Raw genomic sequence first — 12,281 nt, forward strand, 5'->3', positions numbered from 1 at the left:
CAACACAAATGCAAAATTTTTCGCCGATTACTGTTTCTTACCGGTCTTGGTATGATCGCCATGGCAGTACAAACAATCCATCTTTCCTTGTTCGTTGTCCAGCAAGCTCTTTTCACTCTGGTGACAGGACATACAATGTGAAAACTCATCAGGAACCTTGTATGTGGCCACAATAGCGCCTTTTTCGAGGGCTTCGTTTAATAATTCCGCTGCCCGCGCCGCAGTATCGCCGGACAGTTTGGCGCAGCGGTCTTTTTTCGCCTTCTCGTTAATCCTGGCGCCGGCCGCAGCGGCCCATTTGCTGACAGAAACATGGCAAAGAGGAGAATCAGATACGGTAGTAACCTGATTTTTGAAATGGCAGTATGCCTCATGTTTATTGGACGGAAATGGGAACTTGGTATACCAGCCGATTAATTCGTTTCCGATTTCAGCGTGTTTGGCAGATGCCAGGTTGATAACAGCCAGAGAACCATTGAGCGCACCGCACAGAGTTCCCCAACCGTATGCGCCAGCCGCTCCGTACTGGAACATATCCAGCGGAATGGTATCCCAGGGAGTCCCGTTATCTTCAGCCAAAGTGGTGAGCAGTGCGGAAGCTGCGGCATACATGCAGCCATATTTGAAATAGTTTTCGTAACCCCTTTTCCTTACCTTATCAACATCGATCTTCTTGTACTTCCAGGGCAGCGCCGGGGCCGGACCGTTGGTGTTTGTCTTGGTTTCGGCAGCATCAGTATTGCCGGTAGCGGCAGTTTTCGCCGGCTCCGATGTGCTGCAGCCGGTAATACCGGTGGCAATAAGCCCTGTAGCCAACGCACCGGCTGTAAGTAAAAACTTCCTCCTTGTGACAACTTTCTCGTTCTCATGCACTTGTTCTTTTTCTTTCTGCTCCAACATAATTATCCCCCTTATCATTATTTTTAGAGTAAAATTTAGTATAAGCGGAAAATCTTTACGAAACCCATAATAATATTTATTAATTCTCGCTTTAATTATAACACTGTTTATTGGACAGATGCTATAGTATTACTTTATACCCCCATCAAAGTTGCTGATAAATATTTTCGTCATATTTCGACAAAAAAGAGGATATTTGTACCCAAAAAGCTAATTTATAAAAAGCTACCCTTTCCTCAATTTTTTGGAGGTGGCTTACTTGAAACGGTTTTCACAATCAAAATTAGCTTTGGCAACCGGTTTGGCGATTTTAGTTTTCGGCATAAAGTTATATTTTGTCCAGCCCAAGCTTGTTTATCTGTGGTTGATTGGAATAGCCCTGGGCTTTGTATTGTACCGCTCCGGAATATGCTTCGCCGCCGCGTACCAAAACCTTTTCCTTTTTCGCAATTACAGTTTGGCCAGGGCTGTAATTCTCATGATCATTATTTCCCTGGCCGGTATCAGTCTGCTGCAGGCTCACGCTCATTTCCACGGTCAGGTCATTCCCGGCCGGTTCCATTCCTTCGGATTGCATACAGTCGTCGGCGGTTTTCTTTTTGGCCTGGGTATGGTCCTGGCCGGTGGCTGTGCCGCCGGCAGTTTGCAGAGAATTGGCGAAGGTTTTATAATTTTTATTCCCGTGCTTATAGCCGTAATGGTTGGTTCTACCTTCGGCGCATACCATTTCTCCTGGTGGAAAAGAAATTTTATTACCCATGAGCCAGTGTTTTTGCCTGATGTTTTTGGCTGGATAAACAGCATACTGGCGGCAATAATAATTCTAACTTCCATTTATTTTATAACCTTAATATTGGAGAAGAAGTTTTTCACGGCAAAGGAGTGGCAAAAATGGCGCAAAAAAAGTTAGACCTGCTGGGCGAAGTCTGTCCTTTCCCCCTGTTTAAGACCCAGGCCGAATTGGAACAAATGAATTCAGGCGACGTACTGCTAATAGAAGTTGATTTCAACCAAAGCGTCCGCAACATAATAAAATGGTGCGAAGACCAGGGACATAATTATGAGCTTGACGAAACCGGCCAAGGAATTTGGTTGGTTACTATTACCAAGAAATAACAAAAACCCACTTGTTAGGTAGTGAGCTACTATGAAAAGTAAACAATTCGATTTAAAATGGCTGCTCGGGAGCTTCTGGCCTGATTGGGTCGGCGGCATACTGCTGGCTTTATTAAATATCCTGCTTACAGCTATTTACAAACCCTGGGGGGTTACCAGCACCATCACCGACTGGGGAATGCGCATATGGGCTCTCCTGGGAGGGCATCCCGAAAAATGGGTTGATTATTTAAAAGAAGCCGATTATAATTTCCTGTCCAAACATCCGTTTTTTAGTGAAGAAACAATTCTTAATCTGGGCGTAATCACCGGGGTCCTTTTTGCTTCTGCCCTGGCTGCTCAGTTTCGTATTAAGCTGCCCCGAGGATATCGCCAGCTTGTATTGGGTTTAACCGGCGGAATTTTGATGGGCTACGGCGCCAGACTGGCAGCCGGCTGCAACATCGGAGCAGTAGTTGGCGGTATCGCCTCACAATCGCTGCACGGATGGATTGCTGGAATATTTTTATTCTTCGGCGCCCTGGCCGGAAGCATGGTCCTAAAATATTTCTTTATGCGAACCAGATAACCGGCAGGAAGGGGGACTGCCCGAATCCATCAACATCCGGATAAACCTCTTGCCGGCGCTGTTCAAAACCGAATCATCACGATAAATCAAAACATAATGAAATTTAATGGCCTCTCCTTCTATCCTCAGGGGATGCAGCCGGCGGGTATGGATTTCTTTCCCCACAGCTATCCTGGTACATATGGCTAAACCTACTCCCGCTTCCACTGCCATCTTGAGTGCGTTCATACTGTCCACTTCTTTTTTCACCACTAACTGATTTAAAGCAATCCCTTTAGAATTCAGTGTATTTTCGAAGACCCTCCTTATTCCGGAACCCTCACAGGGAACAATCAGCGCGGCCTTGCTCAATTCTTCCCAACTGATTGAATTTTTTCCGATCCACGGCAGTTCATAAGGAGCTATAACCAATAGTTCATCATCAGAAACAGGGTAAATAACGTATTTGTCCATGTCTTCAATTACCGCATCCTCTTCCACAACAGCCAGGTGAATTTTACCCTTTTTTAATAAGGACAATACTGTTTGGGAATGATGGACCTGCATGTCTACCCGGGTTAACGGGTACTTTTCCTGAAAATTCCATAAAATGCAGGGCAGCACATAATTGCTCACCGTATGGCTTGCACCGATAATTATTCTATTATTCTCAGCTTCCTGGTAGCTGTCTATCTTCTTTTCCAGGGCATTATGCATTTTTATGATTTCCCTGGCATGGCGGACTACTTCCTCTCCTATTTCAGTCAAAACAACCTCGCCGGTATCCCGTTCAAATATCTGAACGCCATAGTAGTTCTCTACGGCAGCTATTTGATTCCTCAGGAAAAACTCTCCCAGGTTAAGAAGCTTTGCGGCTTTGGAAAAACTTTTTACCCTTACCACTTCACATAGCAGTTCCAATTGGGAAAGGTACATAAGAAATGACCTCTTTCGCAAACAAATTAACAATTTCCCTCTGTTTATTATAGCACCTGCACCGACTACCCGGTCATAGTATTACATTATAGCGCCATCATGGATGGTAATATTGCTCATTACCGGGAAACTGAAAGGCTGCAAGGTGCAAAACCTTACAGCCTTAGTTTGTTATGCCGAAGGCATGATGCGATTATAATCCAGCAGGGCATGGAGTTCCTGCCACATTTCGTCAAAACCGGGGTAGCCCACAAATCGCGGTCTGCCCAGTTGGTTGGTAATAATTTTTTTAATAGTACCGGGACGCTTGCTCATCACGGCTATCTTACTGCCAAGAATAATTGCTTCCTGAATATTATGGGTAATAAAAATTATGGTGGGACGGAATTTTTCCCAGATACCGATTAATTCTGTCTGCAAGACAGTCCTGGTTTGCGCATCCAGGCTGGCAAAGGGCTCATCCATCAACAATACTTTTGGTTTTAGAGCCAACGCCCGGGCAATGGCGACCCGCTGCTTCATGCCCCCTGACAACTGGTGCGGATAGTTATCTTTAAATTCACTGAGCCCTACAAGTTCCAGAAATTCTGCCGCCCGTTCCCTTCGTTCCGTAGGAGAACCCAGTTTGTTTACCCTTAATGGGTATTCCACGTTTTCCAGCACCGTTTTCCACGGGAGCAATTGGTCGAAGCCCTGAAATACCATGGTTCGGTCCGGCCCCGGTTTATCCACGGGCCGACCGCCAACCAGTATTTCCCCTTCTGTCACCTGTTCGAAACCGGCAATACACCGTAAAAGTGTTGATTTGCCGCATCCCGAGGGCCCCAAAATACACAATAATTCCCCCTCATCAATTTCAAAACTTATTTTATCCAGGGCCACTATCTGTTGCTGCCTGTTGGTATATACTTTTGTCACGTTTTTTATTTCCAAATGATTTACTGCCATATCTCAACCTCACACCGTCATTCCCCATCGTTTGATGGTTTTCTTTTCAATATAGCCGAATAACAAATCTTCAACAAGTATACCGATTATTACTATTACCACTAACGCAGCAAATACGCCTGAAATATCCATCAGATACCTCTGCTGATATATGTACCAGCCAAGGCCGCCGCTGACACCGGCCGTACCGAAAACCATTTCCGCCGCTATCAAAGCCCGCCATGCTCTAGACCACCCAATTTTAACCCCTGTCAAAAGGTAGGGAAAGGCAGCCGGTACCATAATGCCCAGCACCAACCTGGGCCCTCGCAGGCCGATATTTTCTCCCACTTCTTTATAAATGGGGGGTACTGTTTTAAAACCGGTAACTGTATTTAATATCATAGGCCATAATGTAGAATGGACAATAATAAATATTATAGCCTTTTGCCCCGTTCCAAACCATAGAATGGCCAAGGGGAGAAGGGCGATACCGGGCAAAGGGTCCATTACCGCCACTGCCGTATTAATGAAGTCATCAAAGGTCCTGGACATTATCGCCACAGTAGATAAAATTATAGTCAGGAACACGGAGATGACCAGACCTATGATAATTAAATACAAGGAAAAACTTGCGTTATCAATTAATTCCCCACCGAAAATCCCGCTTTTAAAGGCCTGCCAGATGCTGCCCAGGGTAGGGAACATCATCCGGGGAAATATGCCCGTAAGAGCCGTTGCTTCCCACAATCCTAACAAAATGATGATAAATAATATCCTTTTCCGAAAAATTTCCCTCATGCTATTACTACCTCTTATTATTTTTGTTGCTGTCCCGATATTGAGCCTTTTCTACAGGAGATAAGCCGCCAGACTTTTTGCCGATGGCTGCTGTAACATTCTCCCAGCAAACTTCATCCAAACTTTTGGGCACCTTACTGATATATCCCGCTTTTTTCATAAACTCGGCAAATCCCAATAACCCGTACGGAGTGGAAGTATAGTTGGTGCCCGGCCAGGTAAGATATTTTTCCACTTTCTCCGCCGGCATCTTGTAGCTAGGGGCCAGGATCTTGGCTGCTTCCTCGGGACTGTTATTAATGAAGGTAATTGCCTCATCCATGGCCATGACAAAGGCCGCATAAGCCGTAGGATGGTTATCATGAAAATCCCTGGTTGCCGAACCCACCAAAAAACCAAACTCGCCGCCAAAGGCATCTTCCCCGTTTAAAACAAGTTCCACTCCCGGTGTATCTAACTCCTCATACAAGTACGGCGGAGCAGAAAAATGGGCGGCAATAGCCCTTTTGCTTACCACGGCAGTAGCTGCATCAGGGTGCTGCATAGACACCAGGTTTTTGTCCATGGCTTTGGGGTTGCCCAGTTCCTTTTCCGCGGCCATGGCCAACAGCATATGTTGAATACTGCCGGAATAGGGGGTCGCTATCTTATCTCCTATCTTAAAGTCCTTTAATGACTTTAAATCCTCGCGGTAGGTCACCAGACCCAGGGGCGCAGTCCCGAGGGCTGTACATATCTTCCAGTCAGCGCCTTTATCCCATGCTATCCAGAAGGGCGTCTGCCCCGTAAACCCAATATCCAGGTCGCCGGAAACCATAGCCTCTCTGATCATTTCCCCACCCATCTGTTTCCATTCCACCTGAGCCCCCGGCAGGTACTTTTCAATCAGTTTCTTTTCCTTCACAATTTGCACCGGCGCATAGCCAAGGCCATATTGTATAGCAATGCGAATTTTTTCGCCCGAATAGCCGGCTGCCTGATTTTGGCTCCTTTTGGAGGTCGTACATCCCGCAACAAAGAGTACGGACAATATCAAGAGCAGCGCTATCAAAAATCCGGTTATTTTTTTCAATTTCTATCGCCTCCCTGTAAAATCTTAACTCAACTTTTTAGTCTTCAACAGTCAAAGTTGGATGATGCTCAAACCGAGGCATATGCAGGCTATCCCAAGATAGTGAAACCTGGTAAGTTTTTCTCCGAAAAAGATTTTCCCGCCCAGGCTGACCAAAAGGTAGTTCAGCCCGGTAAAGGCGAAAGCTATCGAAAGCTCCAGTTCCCTGAGGGCCAGGATGTAAAAAACCGGGGTAATCAGCACCAATAAAACAGCCGGCACAGTAAACCTGTTGAAAAGCGTCCTGGCAACGGCTGCCATGTTGCCCTGCCATTGAATTTTGTCGGCGCCTTTTTTCAGCAAAAGCTGCCCGGCTGTAGTAGCCAGGACCATAAAAGCAATATAGACATAGCCCATTTAAGACCCTTCTCCCTTAAACCCGCCTAATGAAGTAAAAATAACACCGGCAATGATAAGTAAACTGCCCAGAAGTTTATACAAAGTAATTGTTTCCCCGAAAACAAAATACGAAGCTACCAGAATTAATACAAAAGAAAGGCTCATCATCGGGTAAGCGAAAGATACAGGCAGTCTTTTCAGGATGAAAAGCCACACCAGGCCCCTGAGCAAGAGAGCTGCGTAGCCCAAAACCACAAATACATTAAACAGGGACTCATAAGACGAACCCATTTTTGACATAATCTGCCCAAATACCATGAGGAACAAAGGCAGCAATATTAAATAATAACCCTGCTTATTTTGACGGGACATGGTCCTTACTCCCATATATTGTGAATTAGAAGGTCTCTGTTATTTTTATCATAAAAGGCTAACTCCGCATCAAACCTTTTTATGAACCGGTAATACTCCTCCGGGTTATCGGTATAAAAATCAAAACAGCCCACCCTGGAAGTAGCGTTTTCTATTTTGGCGATTTGTTTTCCCTCTTTTACAAATATCCGGCCATGATAGCCGGCAAAATCCTGTGGAACTGAAATCTTCTCAACCACCCCGGGCTGTGCAAACATAAAGAAAATTGAACCTAACCTGGCTTTCTCCCTGACCTGCCCTGGTTCGAATAAATTTTTCCCCTCGGTGACCAGGGTGAAATATAAATCAAGAATATCAACTCCTGTTACCTGGGGAATAGTTTCCGATTCAAACCCACCTCCTATCCGGTAACCAAATTCAATTATTTTACTTCCCTCAGTGCCAACTACCATTTGAATATATAAAGGCCCGTCTTTAATTCCAAAAGCATTAACCAGGTTCTGCACAATGCCGTCAATTTCTTTTTGCCGTCCACGGGCTCTTCTGGATGGATAACGCTGTTGCTTACAGACACCCAAAGCAATGCTGTCGTCAAAATGCAGCCGGTCGGTAATTAACAAATTAAAAGCCTGTCCATCTTTAACCCAGCAATTTACCGTAATCTCATCACCGGGATAAAACTCCTCCACAATCACCGTTTTGGTCAGGCTGAACTGCCGGGCAAGAGCGAACTTCTCTTTTAGCTCTGCCCGGTCTTCTCTTCCTTCGAGAACAAATATCCCCCGCTGGCCCTGACTGTCTACAGGTTTCATCACCAGCGGGTATCGCAAACCGTCCGGCGAAAATTCGGAAAACCTTGCAAACACTTTAAAACTTGGTGTGGGAATCCCGTGTTCAGCCATTTTTGCTTTCATATAAAGTTTATTGGTTACGCTTTTCCCCTGTTCTTCCGTGATGGGAAAAGGTAACCCAAGTCGTTCCGAAACAGCCGCCGCAGTATATACCGGTTGGTCTGTGCCGATGGTCATAATGTAGTCAATGTTTTCTTCCAGGGCATACCTATAGTTGTCCTCAACGGAAAAAGTACTTATTTGCCTGGCGGTATGGCTGTATTTTTTCCCGGGCGGGTCAGGGTAATAGTCAGAAAGATATACCTGATACCCTTGCTCCCTGGCTTTCAGGATCAGGGGAATTTGCAACAACCCTCCACCCAGTACCAGAACTTTTTTGCCCAAATAGTTTTCCTCCTTAAAATAATGCGACATTACAAGTTTATCACTTTTTCCACTATATAGGCCGGTTTATCCTTTCTTATCAGTTTCATAATCAACCGGTTGTTAATGGTCAATTGTCCGGCAAGTTTAAACATCTTATACGCGGAATAATTGCTGGCTCCGTATTTTCGCGGCCGGTGTTCCACATCGGCGTTGACCACATTGGCAGTTACCCGAAATATAAGCGCCGGTATATAGGGGTATGGAAAATCTATTTCCAGCATCCCGTCAACAACCTGCCTCTTAATTAAACGGAAAGAAGACAGGTAAAGTCCTTTTGGCTTGTTTATGGCAATTTCCGCTAATTTCCTGTTTAAGTCGCTGGCCAGACGTTTCAACCAACCATGCTTTTTCTCCGTCAGCTTTGCTATAACTGCATCTGCTCTGGTTTCCTCCATTTTATTAATAAGTTTTAAAATATCGTCGGGATTGTGTTGAAGGTCGTCATCCATGGTAATGACATACTCCCCGCGACAGTAATGCAGACCGCATACAATAGCATTATGCTGTCCGAAGTTCCCGGCAAGTTTAACCGCTTTTATCCGGGAGTCCCGGGCCGCCAATTCCAAAATTTTAGCCCACGAATTATCGAGGCTGTAATCATCTACAAGGATGATTTCATAAGACTTCCTCAATTTATCCTCGAAAAATGTTCCCAACAACTGCAGCAATTCCGGCAAAGTTTTTTTTGCGTTGTATACAGGAATGACCACAGAGTATGTGACTTCCATAACAAAACCTGCTCCTGCCTAAAAATTCCCGTTGTTTTAGCCCGGTCCTCAGCCAATATCCACTGTATTTCAACAAAAAATCACGTAATTCCTTTTAAGTTTAAAAATAATTAATTTGTTTTCCTGATTTGTGAGTAATTCCTATTACTAATATACTAAGAAATTAAATATTTAGGAAAGTTTTGTCTGGTAGCTTGAAATCACTGTCGTTATCCATTTTATATAAAATAGATCTCATTCTGACCAAGGAATATTCCTGTAATTTATTGAAAATTACAACTTTAATTAACTGGCAGGAAATTTTTCCTGCAGTTACTAATAATATTTATAATTGTCGAATGCTAAAAGTTGCCAACCCGGAGGTGGTAAACGGGAAAAGGGAAAAACTACCTGTTTTAAAAATCAATTAAAAAACGGAGGGATGAAAGATGAAAAAACGCTACAGCGCCATTTTCCTGGCATTAACTCTGGTATTGTGTCTGACTTTGGCAGCGCCTGCCTTTGCAGAAACGAAAACCATGGTACTGAAAATCGGCGACCCAAAATTTACTGTGGGCAATGCCGCTCAGGAAGTTGACCCGGGCAGGGGTACAAAACCCGTTATTGTTAAAGGGAGAACGCTTGTACCAATTAGAGCAATTGTCGAAACCATGGGCGGCACAGTTGAATGGGCAGCCGCCGAACAAAAGGTTACTGTCAAGGTACTGGACAAGACCGTTGAACTATGGATTGGCAAAACGGCTACCATTGTCAATGGAGCCAGCAAAAACACTGATGTTGCGCCGCAAATTATAAACGGTCGGACAATGCTTCCTGCCAGGTTTGTAGCGGAAAACTTAGGCGCTACTGTCAGTTGGGACCCGGCTACCCAGTCTATTCCAATAACCTTTGACAGGCCTACTGATTTTGCCCTGATCGCCAAAGCCGCTGACAAAGCCCTGAATGCGGAAACCTTTGCGGCAACCATTAACCCGGAAACCCTTTACGACGCCATCAAAAAAGGAGATAAGAGCTACTTCCTGCTCAGCATCCAAAGCCGTGAAGATTACGCCAAAGGACACGTACCCGGCGCCATTAACATTCCTTTTAAGGAAATAGCCAAAAAGGAAAATCTGGCTAAACTACCCAAAGATAAGAAGATTGTGGTTATCTGCTACACCGGCCATACCGCTAGCTATACCGCTATGTTTTTAAATCAGCTCGGCTACAACGCCACCGTTCTCAAGTACGGTACCGAAGGCTGGAATGACAAGACTGCCGGGATGGGTACCGTTGCACTTTACCCCGGTTCCAAGGGTTACGAGGTAGAAACAACTCCTGTTGCTGCAACAACCAATGAACTGCCGGCAACAAAAACAAGTACATCTTCCGTAGATGACATAATCATCAACGCCACTGATACATTCCTTAATTCCGGCAAAGCTGCAACCATTAGTCCGGAAGCCCTTTACGACGCCATCAAGAAAGGCGACAAGAGCTACTTCCTGCTCAGCATCCAGAGCGCTGAAGATTACGCCAAGGGGCACGTGCCCGGCGCTATCAATATTCCTTTCAAAGCAATCGCCAAGGAAGAAAACCTGAAAAAACTGCCCAAAGATAAGAAGATTGTAGTTATTTGCTATACCGGTCATACGGCCAGCTACACCGCCATGCTGCTCAACCAGCTTGGTTATGATGCTACCGTTCTCAAATACGGTACTGCCGGCTGGAACGATAAGACCGCAGGTTTAGGTACTGTGAAGCCTTACCCCGGTTCCAAAGGATATGAAGTAAACACCAGCAATGACTTTGCAGTAATTGCCGCCGCTGCCGATAAGTTCTTAAATGCTGCCAACTTTGTGGCAACCGTTAACCCGGAGGACGTTAAGGCTAATCCTAACAAGTACTTCCTTTTAAGTATCCAGAGCGCTGAAGACTATGCCAAGGGACACGTGCCCGGCGCTATTAACATTCCTTTTAAGCAGATAGCCAAAAAGGAAAACCTGGCTAAACTGCCGAAAAACAAAAAAATTGTCGTTATCTGCTACACCGGCCACACGGCCAGCTATACCGCTATGTTCCTGAACCAGTTGGGTTACGACGCCACTGTACTCAAGTTCGGTACCATGGGCTGGAATGATAAGACTGCCGGTATGGGCGCCGTTAAGCCTTACGCCGGTTCCAAGGGTTACGAAGTAGAGACTAAGGCCGTTGCGGCAACTGTTAACGAACTTCCCAAGGTAATTACCGGTTATGAAGCACAAGAGGATATCATCATCGCAGCGACCAACGCTTTCCTCAACTCCGGTAAACCTGCCACTGTTAACCCGGAAGACGTGAAAGCCGATCCCAGCAAATATTTCCTGCTCAGTATCCAGAGCCCCGAAGATTATGCCAAGGGACATGTTCCCGGTGCCATTAACATTGGCTTCAAAGCTATTGCAAAAGAAGAAAACCTGAAAAAACTGCCCAAAGATAAGAAGATTGTCGTTATCTGCTACACCGGCCACACGGCCAGCTATACCGCCATGCTGCTCAACCAGCTCGGCTATGACGCCACCGTTCTCAAGTTCGGTACTATGGGCTGGAATGACAAGACAGCCGGTATGGGCGCCGTTAAACCTTATGCCGGTTCCAAAGGTTATGAAGTAAAGCAGGGCGTTAATCCCTAGTCAGAAACGTTAATCCCTAGTCAAAAACTCTGTTAAGTTGAAATTGCTGAAACCCGGCCAAATCGTCATCCGAGACTCACGGCCGGGTTTTCAGCATTAGGCCGGAAACAGTGATTTCACGCCCTCACTTTTGTTAAAACAGGCTTGCCGCCCTCCGCCAAGTTGAAACTTATTGTTTTACCTCCATAGCGGCTACCTGCAACTACGAAACAACGGTTGCCTCACCGGTACAGCATCTACCTGACAACGGAAGGGTGTAGGGTTCGCAGGCTACCGTTAAGGAGCGACTGCGCCCACAAAACCGCAGCCAGACAGGCTGGGGGTTCCCGCATGTTTGAAGATGGCGAAGGCCCACTGGACGATGAAAAATACTGTTTCAAAGCTATACCTCTGCACTGTTCTACGAAGTAGCAAAAAGCCGCTGTATAGTAAAGTAATAAGTTGCGACTTGGTGGAGGGTGGATAGACAGTGTTAACGACAGTGAAGGCTTGAAATCGCTGTTTCCGGCACGGACGCCGGAAACCCGGCCATTGAGTCAGGACGACGATTTGGCCGGGTTCAGCGATTTCAACTGA

Annotated in this window: 14 protein-coding genes; 5 read left to right on the forward strand and 9 right to left on the reverse strand. The window is 45.6% G+C overall.

What is annotated here, in order from left to right:
• Positions 1-27: 27 nt before the first annotated feature.
• Positions 28-900, reverse strand: a complete 873-nt coding sequence (locus Tfer_RS10535; RefSeq protein WP_052218373.1) for a C-GCAxxG-C-C family (seleno)protein — start codon at positions 898-900, stop codon at positions 28-30.
• 259 nt (positions 901-1,159) lie between these two features.
• Between Tfer_RS10535 and Tfer_RS10540 the strand changes: the two genes are divergently transcribed.
• Genes Tfer_RS10540 through Tfer_RS10550 form a run of 3 tightly spaced genes read left to right on the forward strand, consistent with a single transcriptional unit; the run spans position 1,160 to position 2,584 of the window.
• Positions 1,160-1,810, forward strand: coding sequence for a YeeE/YedE thiosulfate transporter family protein (locus tag Tfer_RS10540; RefSeq protein WP_052218374.1), 651 nt, complete (start codon positions 1,160-1,162; stop codon positions 1,808-1,810).
• Positions 1,792-2,016 (forward strand): sulfurtransferase TusA family protein, encoded by a 225-nt coding sequence (locus Tfer_RS10545; RefSeq protein WP_013119411.1) that lies wholly within the window; start codon positions 1,792-1,794, stop codon positions 2,014-2,016. Before Tfer_RS10540 ends, Tfer_RS10545 begins: the two co-directional genes overlap by 19 nt.
• Before the next feature lie 31 nt (positions 2,017-2,047).
• A complete protein-coding gene (locus Tfer_RS10550; RefSeq protein ID WP_052218375.1) occupies positions 2,048-2,584 on the forward strand; it encodes a YeeE/YedE thiosulfate transporter family protein in 537 nt (178 codons plus the stop codon).
• On the opposite strand, the gene Tfer_RS10555 is transcribed toward Tfer_RS10550, so the two are convergent.
• The 8 genes from Tfer_RS10555 to Tfer_RS10590 form a co-directional block, all read right to left on the reverse strand.
• Positions 2,555-3,499: a LysR family transcriptional regulator gene (locus Tfer_RS10555; RefSeq protein WP_052218376.1), complete on the reverse strand. Its 945-nt coding sequence runs from the start codon at positions 3,497-3,499 to the stop codon at positions 2,555-2,557. The genes Tfer_RS10550 and Tfer_RS10555 overlap by 30 nt on opposite strands.
• Before the next feature lie 171 nt (positions 3,500-3,670).
• On the reverse strand, positions 3,671-4,447 hold the full coding sequence (locus Tfer_RS10560; RefSeq protein WP_052218377.1) for an ABC transporter ATP-binding protein: 777 nt from the start codon (positions 4,445-4,447) through the stop codon (positions 3,671-3,673).
• Positions 4,448-4,456: 9 nt separating this feature from the next.
• Entirely contained in the window at positions 4,457-5,227 is a 771-nt protein-coding gene (locus Tfer_RS10565) for an ABC transporter permease (RefSeq protein ID WP_052218378.1), read from the reverse strand.
• A gap of 7 nt (positions 5,228-5,234) precedes the next feature.
• Positions 5,235-6,299, reverse strand: coding sequence for an ABC transporter substrate-binding protein (locus Tfer_RS10570; protein WP_052218379.1), 1,065 nt, complete (start codon positions 6,297-6,299; stop codon positions 5,235-5,237).
• Between the two features lie 51 nt (positions 6,300-6,350).
• Entirely contained in the window at positions 6,351-6,695 is a 345-nt protein-coding gene (locus Tfer_RS10575; RefSeq protein WP_013119405.1) for a DMT family transporter, read from the reverse strand.
• On the reverse strand, positions 6,696-7,049 hold the full coding sequence (locus Tfer_RS10580; protein WP_052218380.1) for an EamA family transporter: 354 nt from the start codon (positions 7,047-7,049) through the stop codon (positions 6,696-6,698).
• A 5-nt stretch (positions 7,050-7,054) separates the two neighbouring features.
• Complete coding sequence (locus Tfer_RS10585; protein ID WP_052218381.1) at positions 7,055-8,284, reverse strand: ATP-grasp domain-containing protein; 1,230 nt, start codon at positions 8,282-8,284, stop codon at positions 7,055-7,057.
• Positions 8,285-8,313: 29 nt separating this feature from the next.
• Positions 8,314-9,054, reverse strand: a complete 741-nt coding sequence (locus Tfer_RS10590; RefSeq protein ID WP_013119402.1) for a glycosyltransferase family 2 protein — start codon at positions 9,052-9,054, stop codon at positions 8,314-8,316.
• Positions 9,055-9,482: 428 nt separating this feature from the next.
• Between Tfer_RS10590 and Tfer_RS10600 the strand changes: the two genes are divergently transcribed.
• Together Tfer_RS10600 and Tfer_RS17135 are read left to right on the forward strand one after the other, a co-directional pair.
• Entirely contained in the window at positions 9,483-11,705 is a 2,223-nt protein-coding gene (locus tag Tfer_RS10600; protein ID WP_052218383.1) for a rhodanese-like domain-containing protein, read from the forward strand.
• A gap of 441 nt (positions 11,706-12,146) precedes the next feature.
• Complete coding sequence (locus tag Tfer_RS17135; RefSeq protein ID WP_282432067.1) at positions 12,147-12,281, forward strand: hypothetical protein; 135 nt, start codon at positions 12,147-12,149, stop codon at positions 12,279-12,281.

This window comes from Thermincola ferriacetica (genome assembly GCF_001263415.1).
Classification (GTDB): Bacteria; Bacillota; Thermincolia; order Thermincolales; family Thermincolaceae; genus Thermincola; species Thermincola ferriacetica.